Source organism: Streptomyces sp. NPDC025784 (assembly GCF_055558435.1).
The window spans coordinates 169,103-191,414 of record NZ_JBVHMN010000018.1 but is presented as its reverse complement, the minus strand read 5'-3'; the positions used below and the strand labels follow the sequence as shown (position 1 = coordinate 191,414).

The following is a 22,312-nucleotide window of genomic DNA, read 5'->3' as shown; positions in this document are numbered from 1 at the left end:
ATGACGGCGAAGATCACTTACGCGGACGTCGAGGTCGGCACCGAACTGCCGGCCCAGACCTTCCCCGTCACCCGGGCCACCCTGGTCCAGTACGCGGGCGCCTCCGGGGACTTCAACCCGATCCACTGGAACGAGAAGTTCGCGGTCGAGGTCGGCCTCCCCGACGTCATCGCGCACGGCATGTTCACCATGGCCGAGGCGATCCGCGTCGTCACCGACTGGGTCGGCGACCCGGGTGCGGTCGTCGAGTACGGCGTCCGCTTCACCAAGCCCGTCGTCGTCCCGAACGACGACAAGGGCGCCACGATCGAGGTCAGCGCCAAGATCGGCGCCAAGCTCGACGACAACACCGTCCGCGTCGACCTGACCGCGACCAGCGCGGGCCAGAAGGTCCTGGGCATGTCACGAGCGGTCGTACGGCTGGCCTGAGCGGCCGGAGCGGGCCGCGAGGGCACGGCGGAAGTGCCGCGAGCGTGCGGCGGAAGTAAGGGGCGTTCTCCATTGCGGGGCGCCCCTTACGCGTGTGAGGACCCCTACCGGCCCCAACGCGCCGCGAGGGCAGGTCGTTCCGTCGTCAGGCTCCGAGCCGGGTCCCTGTCATCAGGCTCCGAGCCGGGCTCCTGTCGTCAGGCCCTGAGCCGGGCCCCTGTCATCAGGCCCTGAGCCGGGTCTTCGTCGCCGGGCTCCGAGCCGGGCCCCTGTCGTCAGGCCCTGAGCCGGGTCTTCGTCGCCGGGCCCCGAGTCGGGTCCCCGGCGTCAGGCTCCGAGCCCGATCCTCGTCGCACGCTGCGCCACCGCACCGACGGCCGGTGCCGGCCCTCCCCGGCCTCCACCTGCCCCGCCGTGCTTCCCCCGCTGCCGTCGCCTTCCCCCGTTTCCACCGCTACCCCTGTGCCCGACGCCCTCCCGGGTGCCCCCGCCCCCTGGGCCTGCGACCCTCTCCGGGACCCCCTTGACTTAGTTAGTGATTGAGTACTAACTTACTCGCATGGTCAGGATGAGCGCAGAGGAGAGGCGCGAGAGCGTCATCCGCGCGGCGATGAGCGAGTTCGCCCGCGGCGGCTACTACGGCACGTCCACCGAGGCGATCGCCAAGCGCGTCGGCGTCTCGCAGCCGTACCTCTTCCGACTCTTCCCGGGCAAGAAGGCGATCTTCCTCGCGGCGGCCGAGTACTGCATGGAGCTCACTCGGCGCACCTTCGAGGAGGCCTCCGAGGGGCTGCGGGGCGAAGAGGCCCTGCATGCCATGGCGAACGCGTACGTCAAGGTCATCGCCGAGCAGCCGGAACGGCTGCTCATGCAGATGCAGATGTACGTCGCCGTGGCCGCGGCCGAAGAGGCCGGTGAGCATGAGCTCGGCGAGGCGGTGCGGGCCGGGTGGATGCGGCTCTGGGACGTGGTCCACGTTCCGCTGGGCGCGGACGTGGACGAGACCGCGACCTTCATGGCGTACGGAATGCTCGTCAACTGCCTGGTGTCGATGGGCTTCCCGCCCGAGCACCGGGTCTGGGAAGGGCTCTACCCGTCGGCGAGGATCACGGGCCGGCTGGAGAAGTAGGCGCGACGGGTCCGGCGGGCCTCACGGGTCCCTCCGACCCGACGGGTTCGACGGGCCGAGGCCCGAGATGGGCACGCCGAGGCCTGAGACGGACGGGCTGAGGCTTGGATGCGCAGGCTGAGGCTTGGGATACGCAGGCCGAGGCCTGAGACGGACGCAGGGACCGCGGGTCCGGAGTCGGGGGGAATCCTGCCCTCTCCATACCCGCGAAAGTTAGTCAGCAATAACTAACCATCGATGGCCATCATGCTCTGGGGGAGCGATGTCACAGGGAACCGCACAGTCCGCACCGGCGGGGCGCACGGAACCGGCCGCACGTCGCGGGGGAGCAGTCTGGGCTCTCGTCATCACCAGCGTCGCCGGATTCATGGCGGCCCTCGACAACCTCGTCGTCACCACCGCCCTGCCCTCGATCCGCAAGGACCTCGGGGGAGCGCTCGACGACCTGGAATGGACCGTGAGCGCCTACACGCTCACCTTCGCCGTCCTGCTGATGTTCGGCGCGGCACTCGGTGACCGCTTCGGGCGCCGGCGGCTCTTCCTCGTCGGGCTGAGCGTCTTCACCGGCGCATCCGCCGCCGCGGCGATGGCGCCCGGCATCGACTCCCTGATCGCCGCCCGGGCGGTCCAGGGCGTGGGCGCGGCGATCATGATGCCGCTGACCCTGACCCTGCTGACCGCGGCGGTACCGCCCGCCAGGCGCGGGATGGCGTACGGGATCTGGGGTGCCGTCAACGGACTCGCGGTCGCCTCCGGTCCGCTCATCGGCGGCAGCCTCACCGAACACGTGTCCTGGCACTGGATCTTCTGGCTGAACGTGCCGCTCGGTCTGGCCCTGCTGCCGCTCGCCCGGCTGCGCCTGTCCGAGTCGCACGGCACCGGCGCGCGGCTCGACGTCCCCGGCACCCTGCTCGCCAGCGGCGGCCTCTTCGGCATCGTCTACAGCCTGGTCCGCGGACCCGCCGACGGCTGGACCAGCCCGCTCGTGCTGACCGGCCTGTTCGCGGGCGCCGCGCTGCTCGCCGGATTCGTCCTGCACGGCAGCCGCGCCAAGAACCCGATGCTGCCGATGCGGCTCTTCCGCTCCCGCGCCTTCGCCGGGATCAACGCCGCGAGCCTGCTGATGTTCCTCGGGATGTTCGGCTCGATCTTCCTGCTCAGCCAGTACATGCAGGGCGTCCTGGACTACTCGCCGACCGAGGCTGGACTGCGGATGCTGCCCTGGACCGGCATGCCGATGCTCGTCGCGCCGATCGCCGGGTACCTCTCCGACCGCATCGGCGGGCGCCCCGTGGTCGCCACCGGCCTCTTCCTCCAGGCCGCGGGCCTCGCGTACTACGCCACCGTGATCGCCGCCGACGCCTCGTACCTCTCCCAGCTGCCCGCGCTGATCATCAGCGGCGTCGGGATGTCCCTGTACTTCGCGCCCGCCTCCAACCTGGTCATGTCCAGCGTCCGCGCCACCGAGCAGGGCATCGCCTCGGGTGCCAACAACGCGCTGCGCGAGGTGGGCGGCGCGCTCGGCATCGCGGTGATGTCCTCGATCTTCTCCGCGCAGGGCGGCTACGAGTCCGCGCAGAGCTTCGTCGACGGCCTGCGGCCCGCCCTCGTGGTCGGCTCCTCGGTCGTCGCCCTGGCGGGCATCGCGGCCCTGGTCATCCCGACCGCACGCCGCGCCGCACGGACGCCCGTCGCGTCCTCCGCGCCCGCCCCCGCCCTCGAGACCGCCACCCACTGAAGCCCGGAAGGAGCCCGGACATGCCCACTCTTCCCTGGACCGTGCCGAACACACCCCCGCGGGACACCGAGGTGCACGTCATGGCCTCACGGTTCGAGACCCGCACCCTGTGGGGAGCGCTCCGGTTCTTCGCGCGGACGCCGGGGGTGTGGCGGCAGGTCGGCAAGGCGCCCGGCGCGTACGGCGCCTCGCTGAAGGCGGCGCCGCTGCGGCGCACCTTCTGGACCGTGTCCGCCTGGGAGTCGCCCGCCGCCCTCAAGGAGTTCGCCCGCTCCGGCCCGCACGCCCCGGCGGCGGGAGGCCTGCGGCACCAGATGAAGGACGCGAAGTTCCTCACCTGGAAGACGTCCGCCGACGAGCTGCCCCTCGACTGGGCGCAGGTGCTGCGACGCTTCGACTGACCGCACGTGACACGGCTGTGGCCCCGCCCGACGGCGGGGCCACAGCCGTGTCCGCGCCGCCACGCAGGGCGTACGCCGTCGCGCCCACCGCCACCGGTGGCCGGACGCATCCGGCCCTTCTCGTAGTCTTGGGCGCGTGCAGGAACTCCACGACGCCCCGCTCGCCCCGCTGACCACCTTCCGGCTCGGGGGCCCGGCCACCCGGCTGATCACCGCCACGACCGACGCCGAGGTCGTCGCCGCCGTGCGCGAGGCCGACGACACCGGTACGCCGCTGCTGCTCATCGGCGGCGGATCGAACCTGGTCATCGGCGACAAGGGCTTCGACGGCACGGCCCTGCGCATCGCCACGACCGGCTTCGCGCTCGATGGCACGCGGCTGGAGCTCGCGGCCGGCGAGGTGTGGACCGACGCGGTCGCCCGCACCGTCGAGGCCGGACTCGCCGGCATCGAGTGCCTCGCCGGCATCCCCGGCTCCGCGGGCGCCACCCCGATCCAGAACGTGGGGGCGTACGGCCAGGAAGTGTCGTCGACGATCACCGAAGTGGTCGCCTACGACCGCACGGCGCGCGAGACGGTCACGCTGACGAACGCGGAGTGCGCCTTCTCGTACCGGCACAGCCGCTTCAAGGCCGACCCCGACCGTCACGTCGTGCTCCGCGTCCGCTTCCGGCTGGAGGACGCGGAGGGGCTGTCGGCGCCGATCAGGTACGCGGAGACGGCCCGCGTGCTCGGCGTGGAACCCGGCGACCGGGTGCCGCTGACGACCGCCCGCGAGACGGTGCTGGGGCTGCGCTCCGGCAAGGGCATGGTCCTGGACCCCGAGGACCACGACACCTGGTCCGCCGGGTCGTTCTTCACGAACCCGATCCTCAGCGACGAGGAGTTCGCCGCGTTCCACGCGCGCGTGGAGGACCGGCTCGGCGCCGGGACCGTGCCGCCCGCGTACCCGGCGGGCGACGGCCACACCAAGACCTCCGCGGCCTGGCTGATCGACAAGTCCGGCTTCACCAAGGGCTACGGCAGCGGGCCCGCCCGGATCTCCACCAAGCACACGCTCGCCCTCACCAACCGGGGCGAGGCCACCACCGAGGACCTCCTCGCGCTGGCCCGCGAGGTCGTCGCCGGCGTCCACGAGGCCTTCGGGATCACCTTGGTCAACGAGCCCGTGACGGTCGGCGTACGCCTCTAGCGAGCCCGGGCGCCGTCCGCCCGGACCCGGACGCGTTCACCCCGGCACCGGCGCGCGGGCGCGGCACAGCCTCACGTCCTGCACGCTGCCGCGCGGGCCCACCCCTGACGGCCGTGCGCGGCCCCTCAGGACGTCAGCCAGTCGTCGACCCCCGCCAGCAGCTTCGCCCGCACGTCCTCCGGGGCCGCCGAGCCGCGGATGGACTGGCGCGCCAGCTCGGCCAGCTCGGCGTCCGTGAAGGCGTGGTGGCGGCGGGCGATGTCGTACTGGGCGGCCAGGCGGGAACCGAAGAGCAGCGGATCGTCGGCGCCGAGCGCCATCGGGACGCCCGCCTCGAACAAAGTGCGCAGGGGGACGTCCTCGGGCTTCTCGTAGACGCCCAGGGCGACGTTCGAGGCCGGACACACCTCACAGGTGACCTGGCGGTCCGCGAGGCGCTTCAGCAGCCGCGGTTCCTCCGCGGCCCGCACGCCGTGGCCGATCCGGGAGGCGTGCAGGTCGTCCAGGCAGTCGCGCACCGAGGCCGGGCCGGTCAGCTCCCCGCCGTGCGGGGCGGACAGCAGCCCGCCGTCGCGCGCGATGGCGAAGGCCCGGTCGAAGTCCCGCGCCATGCCCCGCCGTTCGTCGTTGGAGAGCCCGAAACCGACGATGCCGCGGTCCGCGTAGCGCACCGCGAGACGGGCCAGCGTGCGGGCGTCCAGCGGGTGCTTCATCCGGTTCGCCGCCACCAGGACGCGCATCCCGAGGCCGGTGTCCCGCACCGCCGAGTCCACCGCGTCCAGGATCACCTCCAGCGCCGGGATGAGCCCGCCCAGACGCGGGGCGTACGACGTCGGGTCGACCTGGATCTCCAGCCAGCCCGAGCCGTCCCGCAGGTCCTCCTCGGCGGCCTCACGGACCAGCCGCTGGATGTCCTCGGGCTCCCTCAGGCACGAGCGGGCCGCGTCGTACAGCCGCTGGAAGCGGAACCAGCCGCGCTCGTCGGTCGCCCGCAGTCTCGGCGGCTCCCCGCTGGTCAGCGCGCCGGTCAGCGCCTCCGGCAGCCGGACACCGTATTTGTCGGCCAGCTCCAGCAGGGTGGTCGGCCGCATCGAACCGGTGAAGTGCAGGTGCAGATGGGCTTTCGGCAGCTCAGAGACATCACGTACACGCTCCATCCCAGGATCCTGCCGCACCTCCCCGCCCTCCCGGTAGCCGTTTCCTCTTTAGTGGCCTTGATCGCACGGACGAACGGGCCGGCTCCCCGCGGCCGGACGGCACCCGACCGGGCGGGCCGGTCCCCGAGGTGGGCCGGCCCCAAGCGGACGGGCCGCCTCCCCGAAGGGAAACGGCCCGCACACGCGCGTGCAGCGCGACATCGAAAGCGACGCCCCCGAGGGCGTACGAGAACGTCAGTCCCGCGCCTCGGCCAGCAGCTTCTGGATACGCGAGACACCCTCGACGAGGTCCTCGTCACCGAGGGCGTACGACAGACGCAGGTAGCCCGGCGTGCCGAACGCCTCGCCCGGGACGACCGCGACCTCGGCCTCCTCCAGGATCAGCGCGGCCAGCTCGACGGTGTCCTGCGGGCGCTTGCCGCGGATCTCCCTGCCGAGCAGCCCCTTGACCGACGGGTACGCGTAGAAGGCGCCCTCGGGCTCCGGGCAGAGCACGCCGTCGATCTCGTTCAGCATGCGCACGATGGTCTTGCGCCGGCGGTCGAAGGCCTCGCGCATCTCGGCGACGGCCTCCAGGCCGCCCGAGACGGCGGCGAGCGCGGCGACCTGCGCCACGTTGGAGACGTTGGACGTGGCGTGCGACTGGAGGTTCGTCGCGGCCTTGACGACGTCCTTCGGGCCGATGACCCAGCCCACGCGCCAGCCGGTCATCGCGTACGTCTTGGCGACGCCGTTGACCACGATGCACTTGTCGCGCAGCTCGGGCACGACCACCGGCAGGGAGTGGAACTCGGCGTCCCCGTAGACCAGGTGCTCGTAGATCTCGTCGGTCAGGACCCACAGGCCCTTCTCGGCGGCCCAGCGGCCGATCTCCTCGATCTGCTCACGGCTGTAGACCGCGCCGGTCGGGTTCGACGGGGAGACGAACAACAGCACCTTGGTGTTCTCGGTGCGGGCCGCCTCCAGCTGCTCGACCGAGACGCGGTAGCCGGTGGTCTCGTCGGCGACGACCTCCACCGGCACACCGCCGGCGAGACGGATCGACTCCGGGTACGTCGTCCAGTACGGCGCCGGGACGATGACCTCGTCGCCCGGGTCGAGGATCGCGGCGAAGGCCTCGTAGATGGCCTGCTTGCCGCCGTTGGTGACCAGGACCTGGGCGGCCTCCACCTCGTAGCCGGAGTCGCGCAGGGTCTTCGCCGCGATGGCGGACTTCAGCTCGGGCAGACCGCCGGCCGGCGTGTAGCGGTGGTACTTCGGGTTCTTGCACGCCTCGATGGCGGCCTCGACGATGTAGCCCGGGGTCGGGAAGTCGGGCTCACCGGCGCCGAAGCCGATCACCGGACGCCCGGCGGCCTTGAGGGCCTTGGCCTTGGCGTCCACGGCGAGGGTGGCGGACTCGGAGATCGCGCCGACTCGGGCGGAGACCCGGCGCTCGGTGGGAGGGGTTGCAGCGCTCATGGCACCCATCGTTTCAGACCCGAAACGCCCCCGGCACGCGGGTTTCACGGACTGAACATCCACAGAACATCCGTCCGGATCCGGACGGCTCACCAGTGGATCTTCGTCAAGGGAGGCCCGTGCGGACACTTTCTGTTCGACGCCCGGCTCAGGAGCACGTACACTCTCACCTCGTTGGCCTTCACCGGCCGCACTCACCCGGTGCACAACGAGCATCCGGGCGAATGCGGTACGTTGGGGGAAATCAAAGGGTCGTAGCTCAATTGGTAGAGCACTGGTCTCCAAAACCAGCGGTTGGGGGTTCAAGTCCCTCCGGCCCTGCTACACACTCCTTCGCCAGGATGTGTGCGCATGTACGTACTGCAATGCACCGCCGTGCGGCTCAACCGGGCGCGGCACGGCCACGACCCGGAATCAGGTGAGGACGAGTGACGGACGCCGTGGGCTCCATCGACATGCCTGATGCCGAGGCGCCCGAGTCCAAGAAGAAGCCCCGCAAGGGCGGTAAGCGTGCCAAGCAGGGCCCGCTGAAGCGCCTTGCCACCTTCTACCGCCAGATCATCGCGGAGCTCCGCAAGGTCGTCTGGCCGACTCGCAACCAGCTGACGACGTACACCACAGTGGTGATTGTCTTCGTTGTCATCATGATCGCCTTGGTGACCGTGATTGACTATGGACTCAACCACGCCGCCAAGTACGTCTTCGGCTGAGCCGAGAGCGAAGGGCGCCGTCACCGGCGCCCCTTTCGCGTGTTCCACCCCCATGCATCCAGGAAGAAGCAGCCACCGTGTCTGACCCGAACCTGAACGACGCCTCCGAGTCGGTCGAGTCCGTCGAGGACGAGCTCGACATCGTGGAGGGCGCGGACACCGAGGACCCGGACGAGGTCGACGCTGCCGACGCCGAAGCCGGCGAGCCCGCCGAAGAGGCCGCCCTCCACGCCGAGGACGAGTCCGGTGAGGACGTCGAGGACGAAGAGGTCTCCGAGGAGGCTCTCACCGACGAGGAAGAGGCCGAGGAAGAGGCCGAGCCCGTCGACCCCGTCACCGCGCTGCGCGAGGAACTGCGCACCCTCCCCGGCGAGTGGTACGTCATCCACACCTACGCCGGTTACGAGAACCGCGTGAAGACCAACCTCGAACAGCGCGCCGTCTCGCTGAACGTCGAGGACTTCATCTTCCAGGCCGAGGTGCCGCAGGAAGAAGTCGCGCAGATCAAGAACGGCGAGCGCAAGACGATCAAGCAGAACAAGCTCCCGGGCTACGTCCTGGTCCGCATGGACCTGACGAACGAGTCCTGGGGCGTCGTCCGCAACACCCCCGGCGTCACCGGCTTCGTGGGCAACGCCTACGACCCGTACCCGCTGACCCTGGACGAGATCGTCAAGATGCTCGCCCCCGAGGCCGAGGAGAAGGCCGCCCGCGAGGCAGCCGAGGCCGAGGGCAAGCCCGCCCCGCAGCGCAAGGTCGAGGTCCAGGTGCTGGACTTCGAGGTCGGCGACTCGGTCACCGTCACCGACGGCCCCTTCGCCACGCTGCAGGCGACCATCAACGAGATCAACGCCGACTCGAAGAAGGTCAAGGGCCTCGTCGAGATCTTCGGCCGCGAGACCCCGGTCGAGCTCTCGTTCGACCAGATCCAGAAGAACTGACGTTCTTTCGGATCCACTGCTTCCGAACAGGTCAGACGGGCTCTCACTGGGGGCACCTCCCGCTCGCGGGAGACCGTCTGACCTGCTCGGTTTTTGGCCGCGCGAGGATACCCGTTATCGTTGTGCGGTATGCCTCCATCCGGATGAACCGGACGGAAGCTGAAAACTCTCACTAGGACCCGGAGAGAGCACATGCCTCCCAAGAAGAAGAAGGTCACGGGGCTCATCAAGCTCCAGATCCAGGCCGGCGCGGCCAACCCGGCTCCGCCGGTCGGCCCGGCGCTGGGTCAGCACGGCGTCAACATCATGGAGTTCTGCAAGGCCTACAACGCCGCGACCGAGTCGCAGCGCGGTTGGGTCATCCCGGTGGAGATCACGGTCTACGAGGACCGTTCCTTCACCTTCATCACCAAGACGCCGCCGGCCGCCAAGATGATCCTCAAGGCCGCGGGTGTCGAGAAGGGCTCCGGCGAGCCGCACAAGACCAAGGTCGCCAAGATCACCGAGGCGCAGGTCCGCGAGATCGCCACCACCAAGATGCCCGACCTCAACGCCAACGACCTGGACGCCGCCGCGAAGATCATCGCCGGCACCGCCCGTTCCATGGGCATCACGGTCGAGGGCTGACACCCACCTTCAGGACAACCGTGGAAGGGCCTGCTCGGCCCGCACCACGACTCCTCAGAACACATCAGGAGCAGTAGTGAGCAAGCGCAGCAAGTCTCTCCGCGCTGCGGACGCCAAGGTCGACCGGGACAAGCTCTACGCCCCGCTCGAGGCCGTCCGTCTCGCCAAGGAGACCTCCACGACCAAGTTCGACGGCACCGTCGAGGTCGCCTTCCGTCTGGGTGTCGACCCGCGCAAGGCCGACCAGATGGTCCGTGGCACCGTGAACCTCCCGCACGGCACCGGCAAGACCGCCCGGGTCCTGGTCTTCGCGACCGGTGAGCGTGCCGAGGCCGCGACTGCCGCGGGCGCCGACATCGTCGGCTCCGACGAGCTGATCGACGAGGTGGCGAAGGGCCGTCTGGACTTCGACGCCGTCGTCGCCACCCCGGACCTCATGGGCAAGGTCGGTCGCCTCGGCCGTGTCCTCGGTCCCCGTGGTCTCATGCCGAACCCCAAGACCGGCACCGTGACCCCGGACGTCGCGAAGGCTGTCACCGAGATCAAGGGTGGCAAGATCGAGTTCCGCGTCGACAAGCACTCGAACCTGCACTTCATCATCGGCAAGGTGTCCTTCGACGACACCAAGCTGGTGGAGAACTACGGCGCCGCGCTCGAAGAGATCCTTCGTCTGAAGCCGTCGGCCGCCAAGGGTCGCTACATCAAGAAGGCCGCGATCAGCACCACGATCGGCCCCGGCGTTCCGGTCGACCCGAACCGCACCCGCAACCTCCTCGTCGAGGAGGACCCGGCCGCCGTCTGAGCCCTGAGCTCACCCCGGTGACCGCGTCGCGCACGCGTTCTTGACACGGGCCCCGCAACCTTTCGAGGTGCGGGGCCCGTCCCTGTCTGCGGACGAAGAATCCGGATACGTGTGTCAGTGGGCTGCGCTAGCGTGCAGGACACAGATTTCGCATAGGGGTGGGACGAATGAAGAGCACGACCGTGCGTCGCGTGACCCTCTCGATCGCGCTGGTCAGCGCGCTGACAGGGGTGGCCGCCTGCAATTCCTCGGACTCCTCGGGGGGCTCCGGCAAGGACGACAAGGCGGTGCACAAGGGCACCACGCACGTCAGTCCCGTAGCCGCCCTGCGCTCCGCGGAGAAGTCCACCGACTCCGCCGACTCCGCCAAGGTCGAGTCGACGACGACCATGGGCACGCTGATGTCCATGAAGGCCGACGGAGTCATGGGCTGGGCCGACGGCCTCATCGGCAACCTGACCATCACGTACACCGGCGGCACCATGGCCGACACGATGCGTCAGACGGGCAGCACGTCCATGCAGGCCCGCTATCTGCCCGACGCCTACTACGCGCGGATGAGCGACAAGTTCGCCCAGCAGGCGGGCGGCAAGCACTGGATCCGGTACGGGTACGACGACCTCGCCAAGCTCGGCGGCGGCTCCGGCGCGTATCTGAAGGACCAGATGCAGAACACCACGCCGAACCAGTCCGTGAAGCTCCTGCTGGCCTCCGGCGACGTCCGCAAGGTCGGCGAGGAGACGGTGCGCGGCGAGCAGGCCACGCACTACTCCGGCACCGTGGACGTCGCGGACCTCGCGGACAAGAGCTCCAACCTCAGCGCCGGCCAGCTGGCCGACCTGAAGAAGCAGCTCACCCAGGCCGGCGTCAGCACGGAACAGATCGACATCTGGGTCAACGGCGACGACCTGCTGGTCAAGAAGGTCGAGAAGGGCGAGCTGTCCACCGGCACCATGTCCTCCACGGCCTACTACAGCGACTACGGCGTGAAGGTCTCGGCCGAGGAGCCGCCGGCCGGCGACACCGCCGACTTCAAGGACCTCATGCAGCAGCAGGGCGCGACCGGCGGCACCAGCTCCTGAGAACCGGCGTCGGCGGGTGCGGCGTGCTGCGCGTCGCACCCCCGCCCGGCCCCGGGCACGCGGGGCCTCGCACGGCCCCGCGCCCGCCTGAGCCCGCTCCCACCCGCCCCACAGGAATTCACGAGGACCACCCGCACCCCGTGGGATACGCTCACGGCCAGTCTGTGTATCACTCAAGTGTTTCCTGGGGGGAAGCATGGGGATTTCTGTTCGCGCAACCCTGCGACGCGGCGCGACCGGAGCGGCGCTGGCCGCGCTGGTCCTGGGCGGCGGCGCCGTCGGCTGCTCCAAGTCGAAGGCCGAGGACGAGCCGAAGATGGCACCCGCCGCGGCCGTCGCCAGAGCGGCCAAGAACAGCGAGGACATCACGTCCCTGCGCTACCGGATGAGCGGCACGGTCCCGGAGTCGGGCCGGGTCAAGGCCACCGCGGCGATGAACATGGAGCCGCTGGCCATGAGCATGAAGATCACGGCGGCCGGCCAGGACGGCGGCACGACGGAACTGCGGATCGTCGACAAGGCCATGTACCTGGGCGGGGGTGACGACGCCGCCAAGGAACTCGACGGCAAGCACTGGATGAAGTTCGACATGTCCGGGATGGCCGAGCGCGGCGACGGCTCCCCGGGGTTCGACGCGAGCAAGCTCTCCGACCAGGCCGACCAGAACCCCGCCCAGGAGTCCACGTTCCTGTCCGGCTCCAAGGACGTGAAGAAGGTCGGCGCCGAGAAGGTCGACGGCGTCGAGACCACCCACTACAAGGGCACGATCACCCTCGACGCCCTGCGCGCGAGCTTCAAGGACGAGAAGAAGCCGACCCGCGAGCGCCGCGAGAAGAGCCTCAAGCAGTACGAGGACCTGGGCATCGACAAGCTCACGATGGACATGTGGATCGACGGCGACGACCACACCAAGCAGTTCCGCACGCGCGCCGACGCGGACAAGGGACCGTTCGACGTGACCATCACCTTCCTCGACTTCAACAAGCCGGTGTCGATCAAGGCCCCGGCCGCCGGCGACACCGTCGACCTCGCCGAGATGCTGAAGGGCGCCCAGGGCTGACCCGCTGCGGGCCGGCCGAACCCGTCGGGTCCCGGCCCGGCTCGGCCCGTCCGCCCCGGACCCGCCTCGCCCCGTTCCCGGGCCGGTGAGTGCCGGCCCGTGGGGCCCGGGGGAGCGCCCCTTGACGGATTTGCTCGGCGGCGCCCCCTTCACGTACTGTTCTCCAGAAGCCAAAGACCGCTGGTCGTTGCCGTGTGCTCGCAAGAGGACGTGGTGGCCGAAGGATCCGCTGAACTGCGGACGACCCGCGCAGGTGACTGTGGATGTGCTCCCGGAGTCCGCTTGCCCAGCATGCGAACACACCGGTCGAGCTACGCCCCGAGCGCCTGCGCCGGGGCGTTTCGTTTTGCCCAGCCCCTTCCGAGCGGTCCTCATCACCCGGAAGGAGGCCACGCTCTATGGCAAGGCCCGACAAGGCTGCCGCGGTAGCCGAGCTCGCGGACCAGTTCCGCAGCTCGAACGCCGCTGTGCTGACCGAGTACCGGGGTCTCACCGTGGCGCAGCTCAAGACGCTGCGTCGTTCGCTCGGTGAAGACGCCCAGTACGCCGTGGTGAAGAACACGCTGACCAAGATTGCGGCCAACGAGGCCGGGATCTCCACGCTCGACGACCTGTTCAACGGTCCGACGGCGGTCGCTTTCATCTCCGGTGACCCGGTGATGTCGGCGAAGGGTCTTCGTGACTTCGCCAAGGACAACCCGAACCTCGTCATCAAGGGCGGTGTCCTTGACGGCAAGGCGCTGTCCGCCGACGAGATCAAGAAGCTTGCGGACCTCGAGTCCCGCGAGGTTCTGCTCGCCAAGCTGGCGGGTGCCTTCAAGGGCAAGCAGACGCAGACTGCGCAGCTCTTCCAGGCGCTTCCCTCGAAGCTCGTCCGCACCGTGGACGCTCTTCGTGCCAAGCAGGACGAGCAGGGCGGTGCCGAGTAATTCGGCTCGCACGTTGACCGACGCCGCCTGAGGCGACGGTCGAAGCGGGCCGAAAGTACGCCCGCCGACATGTACATCCGGCACCAGCCGAATTAGTGGAAGGATCGCCCATCATGGCGAAGCTCAGCCAGGAAGACCTGCTCGCTCAGTTCGAGGAGATGACCCTCATCGAGCTCTCCGAGTTCGTGAAGGCCTTCGAGGAGAAGTTCGACGTCACCGCCGCCGCGGCCGTCGCCGTTGCCGGTGGCCCGGTTGCCGGTGCCCCGGTCGAGGCCGCTGAGGAGAAGGACGAGTTCGACGTCATCCTCACGGGCGCCGGCGACAAGAAGATCCAGGTCATCAAGGTCGTGCGCGAGCTGACCTCCCTGGGTCTGAAGGAGGCCAAGGACCTCGTCGACGGCACCCCGAAGCCGGTCCTGGAGAAGGTCAACAAGGAGGCCGCGGACAAGGCTGCCGAGGCCCTCAAGGGCGCCGGTGCGGCCGTCGAGGTCAAGTAAGACCTCACGGTCCCCGCGGACCGTACCCGCGAGCTGAAGCAGCCCCCTCCGGCCGCGCCACGAGGCGTTCCGGCGGCGCTGTAACGCTGACGCACTGAAGAGCGATCACCCAACTGGGTGGTCGCTCTTCGGCGTTCCAGGGGGTCGCCGCGGCGGCTGCCTTGCGCTGTCGGTGGCGACGAGTATGGTGATCTTCGTTGTGCCTCCGCCCGCCCTGTGACGGGCCGCAAGACGGGTTGCAAGAGGTGCCGCACGTGACGATCGCGGCACTTGCTTGGGGCCTGGGGGGCCTTGACGAACCGCACGCAGCGCGCAATTCTCAGGACGCGTCGTCACAACGATCCGAATCCGAGGCATGGATCGACGACGAAGAGGGCAGTATCGATGTGCATTGAGGGCGTGGCTTGCCGCAGGTGTTGAGAACAACGAGGGTCTCAAAAACCGGGACTGGACATCAGTGGGCCGAGTGGCTACACTGACCCTTTGCGCTGCCTGTTAGCTGCCTCCTGCCCGTCACCAGGGGCATGCCTGTGTATGAGCACCGACGATTGAATCGTCCCTGACCTGGCCTTATTCGGCTGATTCGGGAACGGCCTCTCTCTGTGTCCAGCATGGGACCGGTACGCGCGTAGTGAGTCCGAGCCCTCGGAAGGACCCCCTCTTGGCCGCCTCGCGCACTGCCTCGACCGCGAATACGAACAACGGCGCCAGCACCGCCCCGCTGCGCATCTCCTTTGCAAAGATCAAGGAGCCCCTTGAGGTTCCGAACCTTCTTGCGTTGCAAACCGAGAGCTTCGACTGGCTGCTCGGCAACGACGCGTGGAAGGCTCGTGTCGAGGCGGCTCTGGACAACGGACAGGACGTCCCCACGAAGTCCGGTCTGGAGGAGATCTTCGAGGAGATCTCCCCGATCGAGGACTTCTCCGGGTCGATGTCGCTGACGTTCCGCGACCACCGCTTCGAGCCCCCGAAGAACTCCATCGACGAGTGCAAGGAGCGCGACTTCACGTACGCGGCCCCGCTCTTCGTCACCGCCGAGTTCACCAACAACGAGACCGGCGAGATCAAGTCCCAGACGGTCTTCATGGGCGACTTCCCGCTCATGACCAACAAGGGCACCTTCGTCATCAACGGCACCGAGCGTGTCGTGGTGTCGCAGCTCGTCCGCTCGCCGGGCGTCTACTTCGACTCCTCCATCGACAAGACGTCCGACAAGGACATCTTCTCGGCCAAGGTCATCCCGTCCCGGGGCGCCTGGCTGGAGATGGAGATCGACAAGCGCGACATGGTCGGTGTGCGCATCGACCGCAAGCGCAAGCAGTCCGTGACCGTCCTGCTCAAGGCCCTCGGTTGGACGACCGAGCAGATCCTCGAGGAGTTCGGCGAGTACGAGTCCATGCGCGCCACCCTGGAGAAGGACCACACCCAGGGCCAGGACGACGCGCTGCTCGACATCTACCGCAAGCTGCGTCCGGGCGAGCCCCCCACGCGTGAGGCCGCGCAGACGCTGCTCGAGAACCTCTACTTCAACCCGAAGCGCTACGACCTCGCGAAGGTCGGCCGCTACAAGGTCAACAAGAAGCTGGGCGGCGACGCCCCGCTCGACGCCGGCATCCTGACCGTCGAGGACATCATCTCGACGATCAAGTACCTGGTGAAGCTGCACGCCGGTGAGACCGAGACCGTCGGTGACAACGGCACGTCGATCGTCGTCGAGACCGACGACATCGACCACTTCGGCAACCGTCGTCTGCGCAACGTCGGCGAGCTCATCCAGAACCAGGTCCGCACGGGTCTGGCTCGTATGGAGCGCGTCGTCCGCGAGCGCATGACGACCCAGGACGTCGAGGCGATCACGCCGCAGACCCTGATCAACATCCGGCCGGTCGTCGCCTCCATCAAGGAGTTCTTCGGCACCAGCCAGCTGTCGCAGTTCATGGACCAGAACAACCCGCTGTCCGGGCTGACGCACAAGCGTCGTCTGTCCGCGCTCGGCCCGGGTGGTCTGTCCCGTGAGCGGGCCGGCTTCGAGGTCCGTGACGTGCACCCCTCGCACTACGGCCGCATGTGCCCGATCGAGACGCCCGAAGGCCCGAACATCGGTCTGATCGGCTCGCTCGCCTCCTACGGCCGCGTCAACGCGTTCGGCTTCGTCGAGACGCCGTACCGCAAGGTCGTCGAGGGCGTCGTCACCGACGAGGTCGACTACCTGACCGCCGACGAAGAGGACCGCTTCGTCATCGCGCAGGCCAACGCGCCGCTGACGGACGAGCTCCGCTTCGAGGAGTCCCGCGTCCTGGTCCGCCGTCGTGGCGGCGAGGTCGACTACGTCCCCGGTGACGACGTCGACTACATGGACGTCTCGCCGCGCCAGATGGTGTCGGTCGCGACCGCCATGATCCCGTTCCTCGAGCACGACGACGCCAACCGTGCCCTCATGGGCGCGAACATGATGCGTCAGGCCGTGCCGCTGATTAAGTCCGAGGCGCCGCTCGTCGGCACCGGCATGGAGTACCGCTGCGCGGTCGACGCCGGCGACGTGCTCAAGTCGGAGAAGGACGGTGTGGTCCAGGAGGTCTCCGCGGACTACATCACCACCGCCAACGACGACGGCACGTACACCACGTACCGCCTCGCGAAGTTCTCCCGCTCCAACCAGGGCACCTCCGTCAACCAGAAGGTTGTCGTGGACGAGGGCGCCCGGGTCATCGCCGGCCAGGTCCTGGCCGACGGCCCGGCGACCGAGAACGGCGAGATGGCGCTCGGCAAGAACCTGCTCGTGGCGTTCATGCCGTGGGAGGGTCACAACTACGAGGACGCGATCATCCTGTCGCAGCGCCTCGTGCAGGACGACGTCCTCTCCTCGATCCACATCGAGGAGCACGAGGTCGACGCCCGTGACACCAAGCTCGGCCCTGAGGAGATCACCCGGGACATCCCGAACGTCTCCGAGGAGGTCCTCGCCGACCTCGACGAGCGCGGCATCATCCGCATCGGTGCCGAGGTCATCGCCGGCGACATCCTCGTCGGCAAGGTGACCCCCAAGGGTGAGACCGAGCTGACTCCCGAGGAGCGCCTGCTCCGCGCGATCTTCGGCGAGAAGGCCCGCGAGGTCCGTGACACCTCCCTGAAGGTGCCGCACGGCGAGACCGGCAAGGTCATCGGCGTCCGCGTCTTCGACCGTGAGGAGGGCGACGAGCTGCCGCCGGGCGTGAACCAGCTGGTTCGTGTCTACGTGGCGCAGAAGCGCAAGATCACGGACGGTGACAAGCTCGCCGGCCGTCACGGCAACAAGGGTGTCATCTCCAAGATCCTGCCGATCGAGGACATGCCGTTCCTCGAGGACGGCACCCCGGTCGACATCATCCTCAACCCCCTCGGTGTGCCGTCCCGAATGAACCCGGGACAGGTCCTGGAGATCCACCTCGGCTGGCTCGCCAGCCGCGGCTGGGACGTCTCCGGCCTGGCCGACGAGTGGGCGCAGCGCCTGCAGGCCATCGGTGCCGACCAGGTCGCCCCGCGCACCAACGTCGCCACCCCGGTCTTCGACGGTGCGCGTGAGGACGAGCTCGCGGGCCTGCTGCAGCACACCATCCCGAACCGCGACGGCGAGCGCATGGTGCTCCCGACCGGTAAGGCGAGGCTGTTCGACGGCCGCTCCGGTGAGCCGTTCCCGGACCCGATCTCCGTCGGGTACATGTACATCCTCAAGCTGCACCACCTGGTCGACGACAAGCTGCACGCCCGTTCGACCGGTCCGTACTCGATGATCACCCAGCAGCCGCTGGGTGGTAAGGCCCAGTTCGGTGGCCAGCGCTTCGGTGAGATGGAGGTGTGGGCGCTCGAGGCTTACGGCGCCGCGTACGCCCTCCAGGAGCTGCTGACCATCAAGTCCGACGACGTCACCGGCCGCGTGAAGGTCTACGAGGCCATCGTCAAGGGCGAGAACATCCCCGAGCCCGGCATCCCCGAGTCCTTCAAGGTGCTCATCAAGGAGATGCAGTCTCTCTGCCTGAACGTGGAGGTGCTGTCCAGCGACGGTATGTCCATCGAAATGCGTGACACCGACGAGGACGTCTTCCGCGCGGCGGAGGAGCTCGGCATCGACCTGTCCCGGCGCGAGCCGAGCAGCGTCGAAGAGGTCTGACGGGAGTCCGGCCGGGTTCGACAAGAACCCGGCCGGCCCCAGGACCCCCGTATCAGACCCCAAGACTTACGACCCTGAGAGGGATTGACGCATAGTGCTCGACGTCAACTTCTTCGACGAGCTCCGGATCGGCCTGGCCACCGCTGACGACATCCGTCAGTGGAGCCACGGCGAGGTCAAGAAGCCCGAGACCATCAACTACCGCACCCTCAAGCCCGAAAAGGACGGACTCTTCTGCGAGAAGATCTTCGGTCCGACCCGGGACTGGGAGTGCTACTGCGGCAAGTACAAGCGTGTCCGCTTCAAGGGCATCATCTGTGAGCGCTGTGGCGTCGAGGTCACGCGCGCCAAGGTGCGCCGTGAGCGGATGGGCCACATCGAACTGGCCGCCCCCGTCACCCACATCTGGTACTTCAAGGGCGTTCCGTCGCGCCTCGGCTACCTGCTCGACCTCGCCCCGAAGGACCTGGAGAAGGTCATCTACTTCGCGGCGTACATGATCACGTACGTCGACGAGGAGCGCCGCACCCGCGACCTGCCCTCGCTGGAGGCCCACGTCTCCGTCGAGCGTCAGCAGATCGAGAACCGCCGCGACGCCGACCTCGAGGCCCGCGCCAAGAAGCTCGAGACCGACCTGGCCGAGCTCGAGGCCGAGGGTGCCAAGGCCGACGTGCGCCGCAAGGTGCGCGAGGGCGCCGAGCGCGAGATGAAGCAGCTGCGCGACCGCGCGCAGCGCGAGATCGACCGTCTCGACGAGGTGTGGACCCGCTTCAAGAACCTCAAGGTCCAGGACCTGGAGGGCGACGAGCTCCTCTACCGCGAGCTGCGTGACCGCTTCGGCACGTACTTCGACGGCTCGATGGGTGCCGCGGCGCTGCAGAAGCGCCTGGAGTCCTTCGACCTGGAGGAGGAGGCCGAGCGCCTCCGCGAGATCATCCGTACCGGCAAGGGCCAGAAGAAGACCCGTGCGCTCAAGCGCCTCAAGGTCGTCTCCGCGTTCCTGCAGACCAGCAACAGCCCCAAGGGCATGGTGCTCGACTGCGTGCCGGTCATCCCGCCGGACCTGCGTCCGATGGTGCAGCTGGACGGTGGCCGCTTCGCGACCTCCGACCTGAACGACCTGTACCGCCGTGTCATCAACCGCAACAACCGCCTGAAGCGGCTTCTCGACCTCGGCGCGCCCGAGATCATCGTGAACAACGAGAAGCGCATGCTCCAGGAGGCGGTCGACGCCCTCTTCGACAACGGCCGTCGTGGTCGCCCGGTGACGGGCCCCGGCAACCGTCCGCTGAAGTCCCTCAGCGACATGCTGAAGGGTAAGCAGGGTCGATTCCGTCAGAACCTGCTCGGTAAGCGTGTGGACTACTCCGCGCGTTCCGTGATCGTCGTCGGTCCGCAGCTGAAGCTGCACCAGTGCGGTCTGCCCAAGGCCATGGCGCTGGAGCTCTTCAAGCCGTTCGTGATGAAGCGCCTGGTCGACCTGAACCACGCGCAGAACATCAAGAGCGCCAAGCGGATGGTCGAGCGCGGCCGCACGGTCGTGTACGACGTCCTCGAAGAGGTCATCGCCGAGCACCCGGTTCTGCTGAACCGTGCGCCCACGCTGCACCGCCTCGGCATCCAGGCCTTCGAGCCCCAGCTGGTCGAGGGCAAGGCCATCCAGATCCACCCGCTCGTCTGCACCGCGTTCAACGCGGACTTCGACGGTGACCAGATGGCCGTGCACCTTCCGCTGTCCGCGGAGGCGCAGGCCGAGGCCCGCATCCTGATGCTGTCCTCGAACAACATCCTCAAGCCGGCCGACGGCCGCCCGGTCACGATGCCGACCCAGGACATGGTCCTCGGTCTGTTCTTCCTGACCACCGACGGCGCGCTGCGTAACGTCAAGGGCGAGGACCGGTCCTTCGGCTCCGCGGCCGAGGCGATCATGGCGTTCGACGCCGGCGAGCTCTCGCTGCAGTCGCGCGTGGACATCCGCTTCCCGGTGGGCACCATCCCGCCGCGCGGCTGGACCCCGCCGGTGCAGGAGGAGGGCGAGCCCGAGTGGCAGCCCGGCGACACCTTCCGTCTGCGGACGACCCTGGGCCGCGCGCTCTTCAACGAGCTGCTGCCCGAGGACTACCCGTTCGTCGACTACGAGGTCGGCAAGAAGCAGCTCTCCGAGATCGTCAACGACCTCGCCGAGCGCTACCCCAAGGTCATCGTGGCGGCGACGCTCGACAACCTGAAGGCGGCGGGCTTCTACTGGGCGACCCGCTCCGGCGTCACCGTGGCCATCTCCGACATCGTCGTTCCCGAGGCGAAGAAGGAGATCGTCAAGGGCTACGAGGCGCAGGACGAGAAGGTCCAGAAGCAGTACGAGCGCGGTCTGATCACCAAGGACGAGCGCACGCAGGAGCTCATCGCGATCTGGACCAAGGCGACCAACGAGGTTGCCGAGGCGATGAACGCGAACTTCCCGAAGACGAACCCCATCTTCATGATGGTTGACTCGGGTGCCCGAGGAAACATGATGCAGATGCGTCAGATCGCCGGTATGCGTGGTCTGGTGTCGAACGCGAAGAACGAGACGATCCCGCGTCCGATCAAGGCGTCCTTCCGTGAGGGCCTGTCCGTGCTGGAGTACTTCATCTCCACGCACGGTGCCCGTAAGGGTCTGGCGGACACCGCTCTGCGTACCGCCGACTCGGGTTACCTCACCCGTCGTCTGGTCGACGTCTCCCAGGACGTCATCATCCGCGAGGAGGACTGCGGCACCGACCGTGGCCTCAAGCTGCACATCGCGGAGCGCGGCGCGGACGGCGTCCTGCGCAAGGCGGACAACGTCGAGACCAGCGTGTACGCACGTGCGCTGGCCGAGGACATCGTCGTCGACGGCGTGGTGCTGGCCCCGGCCAACACCGACCTGGGCGACGTCCTCATCGACGAGCTGGTCAAGCACGGCATCGAGGAGGTCAAGACCCGCTCGGTCCTGACCTGCGAGTCCGCCGTCGGCACCTGCGCCATGTGCTACGGCCGTTCGCTGGCCACCGGCAAGCTGGTCGACATCGGTGAGGCGGTCGGCATCATCGCCGCCCAGTCCATCGGTGAGCCCGGTACCCAGCTGACGATGCGTACCTTCCACACCGGTGGTGTGGCCGGTGACGACATCACCCAGGGTCTGCCCCGTGTCGTCGAGCTCTTCGAGGCCCGTACCCCGAAGGGTGTCGCCCCGATCTCCGAGGCCTCCGGCCGCGTGCGGATCGAGGAGACCGAGAAGACCAAGAAGATCGTCGTCACCCCGGACGACGGCAGCGACGAGACGGCGTTCCCGATCTCGAAGCGTGCCCGACTCCTGGTCAGCGAGGGCGAGCACGTCGAGGTGGGCCAGAAGCTCACCGTGGGTGCCACCAACCCGCACGACGTGCTGCGCATCCTGGGTCAGCGTGCCGTCCAGGTCCACCTGGTCGGCGAGGTCCAGAAGGTCTACAACTCGCAGGGTGTGTCGATCCACGACAAGCACATCGAGATCATCATCCGGCAGATGCTGCGCCGTGTGACGATCATCGAGTCGGGCGACGCGGAGCTGCTGCCCGGCGAGCTGGTCGAGCGCTCGAAGTTCGAGACCGAGAACCGTCGTGTGGTCCAGGAGGGTGGTCACCCGGCTTCGGGTCGTCCGCAGCTCATGGGTATCACCAAGGCCTCGCTGGCGACGGAGTCCTGGCTGTCGGCCGCCTCCTTCCAGGAGACGACCCGAGTTCTGACGGACGCGGCGATCAACGCCAAGTCCGACAGCCTCATCGGCCTCAAGGAGAACGTCATCATCGGTAAGCTCATCCCGGCCGGTACGGGTCTGTCCCGCTACCGCAACATCCGGGTCGAGCCGACCGAGGAGGCCAAGGCCGCGATGTACTCGGCCGTCGGCTACGACGACATCGACTACTCGCCGTTCGGCACGGGCTCCGGCCAGGCCGTTCCGCTGGAGGACTACGACTACGGTCCGTACAACCAGTAAGCGGGCAGTCCGAAGG

General features: G+C 68.4%; 17 protein-coding genes and 1 tRNA gene. 16 read left to right on the top strand and 2 right to left on the bottom strand.

All coding sequences use genetic code 11. The annotated features are described in order from the left end of the window. The 5 genes from ACZ4IF_RS33540 (at position 1) to ACZ4IF_RS33520 (ending at position 4,889) form a co-directional block, all read left to right on the top strand. Complete coding sequence (locus ACZ4IF_RS33540) at positions 1-429, top strand: MaoC family dehydratase (protein WP_095936024.1); 429 nt, start codon at positions 1-3, stop codon at positions 427-429. A gap of 559 nt (positions 430-988) precedes the next feature. Further along, positions 989-1,558 (top strand): TetR/AcrR family transcriptional regulator, encoded by a 570-nt coding sequence (locus ACZ4IF_RS33535; protein WP_467569695.1) that lies wholly within the window; start codon positions 989-991, stop codon positions 1,556-1,558. Positions 1,559-1,820: 262 nt separating this feature from the next. Further along, positions 1,821-3,296: a DHA2 family efflux MFS transporter permease subunit gene (locus tag ACZ4IF_RS33530; RefSeq protein ID WP_467569693.1), complete on the top strand. Its 1,476-nt coding sequence runs from the start codon at positions 1,821-1,823 to the stop codon at positions 3,294-3,296. Between the two features lie 20 nt (positions 3,297-3,316). Beyond that, complete coding sequence (locus ACZ4IF_RS33525; protein WP_359502148.1) at positions 3,317-3,697, top strand: DUF3291 domain-containing protein; 381 nt, start codon at positions 3,317-3,319, stop codon at positions 3,695-3,697. A gap of 136 nt (positions 3,698-3,833) precedes the next feature. Beyond that, complete coding sequence (locus ACZ4IF_RS33520) at positions 3,834-4,889, top strand: UDP-N-acetylmuramate dehydrogenase (protein WP_467569690.1); 1,056 nt, start codon at positions 3,834-3,836, stop codon at positions 4,887-4,889. Between the two features lie 125 nt (positions 4,890-5,014). Here ACZ4IF_RS33520 and ACZ4IF_RS33515 read toward each other — a convergent pair whose 3' ends face one another. Both ACZ4IF_RS33515 and ACZ4IF_RS33510 read right to left on the bottom strand, forming a co-directional pair. Continuing rightward, entirely contained in the window at positions 5,015-6,046 is a 1,032-nt protein-coding gene (locus ACZ4IF_RS33515) for an adenosine deaminase (protein WP_467569688.1), read from the bottom strand. Between the two features lie 234 nt (positions 6,047-6,280). Continuing rightward, positions 6,281-7,507 carry a pyridoxal phosphate-dependent aminotransferase gene (locus ACZ4IF_RS33510; RefSeq protein ID WP_359502152.1) on the bottom strand — a complete coding sequence of 409 codons (1,227 nt, stop codon included), beginning with the start codon at positions 7,505-7,507 and terminating at the stop codon, positions 6,281-6,283. A gap of 248 nt (positions 7,508-7,755) precedes the next feature. On the opposite strand from ACZ4IF_RS33510, the gene ACZ4IF_RS33505 reads away from it, so the two are divergent. From ACZ4IF_RS33505 to ACZ4IF_RS33455, 11 genes are all read left to right on the top strand, one after another. Then, a tRNA-Trp gene (locus ACZ4IF_RS33505) sits at positions 7,756-7,828 on the top strand. A gap of 107 nt (positions 7,829-7,935) precedes the next feature. Next, on the top strand, positions 7,936-8,217 hold the full coding sequence (gene secE / locus ACZ4IF_RS33500) for a preprotein translocase subunit SecE (RefSeq protein ID WP_028805118.1): 282 nt from the start codon (positions 7,936-7,938) through the stop codon (positions 8,215-8,217). Between the two features lie 77 nt (positions 8,218-8,294). After that, positions 8,295-9,158, top strand: coding sequence for a transcription termination/antitermination protein NusG (gene nusG / locus ACZ4IF_RS33495; RefSeq protein ID WP_467569683.1), 864 nt, complete (start codon positions 8,295-8,297; stop codon positions 9,156-9,158). A 192-nt stretch (positions 9,159-9,350) separates the two neighbouring features. Further along, complete coding sequence (rplK, locus tag ACZ4IF_RS33490) at positions 9,351-9,785, top strand: 50S ribosomal protein L11 (protein ID WP_028805116.1); 435 nt, start codon at positions 9,351-9,353, stop codon at positions 9,783-9,785. Positions 9,786-9,861: 76 nt separating this feature from the next. Continuing rightward, entirely contained in the window at positions 9,862-10,587 is a 726-nt protein-coding gene (gene rplA / locus ACZ4IF_RS33485) for a 50S ribosomal protein L1 (protein ID WP_028805115.1), read from the top strand. 167 nt (positions 10,588-10,754) lie between these two features. After that, the gene (locus ACZ4IF_RS33480; protein ID WP_467569679.1) at positions 10,755-11,669 is read left to right on the top strand and encodes an SCO4651 family lipoprotein; all 915 of its coding nucleotides are present in this window, start codon (positions 10,755-10,757) and stop codon (positions 11,667-11,669) included. A gap of 196 nt (positions 11,670-11,865) precedes the next feature. Continuing rightward, positions 11,866-12,729, top strand: a complete 864-nt coding sequence (locus ACZ4IF_RS33475) for an SCO4651 family lipoprotein (protein WP_467569676.1) — start codon at positions 11,866-11,868, stop codon at positions 12,727-12,729. A gap of 398 nt (positions 12,730-13,127) precedes the next feature. After that, entirely contained in the window at positions 13,128-13,658 is a 531-nt protein-coding gene (gene rplJ / locus ACZ4IF_RS33470) for a 50S ribosomal protein L10 (protein ID WP_359502161.1), read from the top strand. Positions 13,659-13,771: 113 nt separating this feature from the next. After that, positions 13,772-14,155: a 50S ribosomal protein L7/L12 gene (rplL, locus tag ACZ4IF_RS33465; protein WP_028805111.1), complete on the top strand. Its 384-nt coding sequence runs from the start codon at positions 13,772-13,774 to the stop codon at positions 14,153-14,155. Positions 14,156-14,816: 661 nt separating this feature from the next. After that, the gene (gene rpoB / locus ACZ4IF_RS33460; protein WP_095936034.1) at positions 14,817-18,302 is read left to right on the top strand and encodes a DNA-directed RNA polymerase subunit beta; all 3,486 of its coding nucleotides are present in this window, start codon (positions 14,817-14,819) and stop codon (positions 18,300-18,302) included. 94 nt (positions 18,303-18,396) lie between these two features. Then, positions 18,397-22,296: a DNA-directed RNA polymerase subunit beta' gene (locus tag ACZ4IF_RS33455; protein WP_345656191.1), complete on the top strand. Its 3,900-nt coding sequence runs from the start codon at positions 18,397-18,399 to the stop codon at positions 22,294-22,296. Positions 22,297-22,312 lie beyond the last annotated feature (16 nt).

Coding starts and splice junctions, on each gene's coding strand:
- ACZ4IF_RS33540 (WP_095936024.1), top strand. CDS start 1: ATGACGGCGAAGATCACTTACGCGGACGTCGAGGTCGGCACCGAACTG.
- ACZ4IF_RS33535 (WP_467569695.1), top strand. CDS start 989: ATGGTCAGGATGAGCGCAGAGGAGAGGCGCGAGAGCGTCATCCGCGCG.
- ACZ4IF_RS33530 (WP_467569693.1), top strand. CDS start 1,821: ATGTCACAGGGAACCGCACAGTCCGCACCGGCGGGGCGCACGGAACCG.
- ACZ4IF_RS33525 (WP_359502148.1), top strand. CDS start 3,317: ATGCCCACTCTTCCCTGGACCGTGCCGAACACACCCCCGCGGGACACC.
- ACZ4IF_RS33515 (WP_467569688.1), bottom strand. CDS start 6,046: ATGGAGCGTGTACGTGATGTCTCTGAGCTGCCGAAAGCCCATCTGCAC.
- ACZ4IF_RS33510 (WP_359502152.1), bottom strand. CDS start 7,507: ATGAGCGCTGCAACCCCTCCCACCGAGCGCCGGGTCTCCGCCCGAGTC.
- rplK (WP_028805116.1), top strand. CDS start 9,351: ATGCCTCCCAAGAAGAAGAAGGTCACGGGGCTCATCAAGCTCCAGATC.
- ACZ4IF_RS33480 (WP_467569679.1), top strand. CDS start 10,755: ATGAAGAGCACGACCGTGCGTCGCGTGACCCTCTCGATCGCGCTGGTC.
- ACZ4IF_RS33475 (WP_467569676.1), top strand. CDS start 11,866: ATGGGGATTTCTGTTCGCGCAACCCTGCGACGCGGCGCGACCGGAGCG.
- rplJ (WP_359502161.1), top strand. CDS start 13,128: ATGGCAAGGCCCGACAAGGCTGCCGCGGTAGCCGAGCTCGCGGACCAG.
- rplL (WP_028805111.1), top strand. CDS start 13,772: ATGGCGAAGCTCAGCCAGGAAGACCTGCTCGCTCAGTTCGAGGAGATG.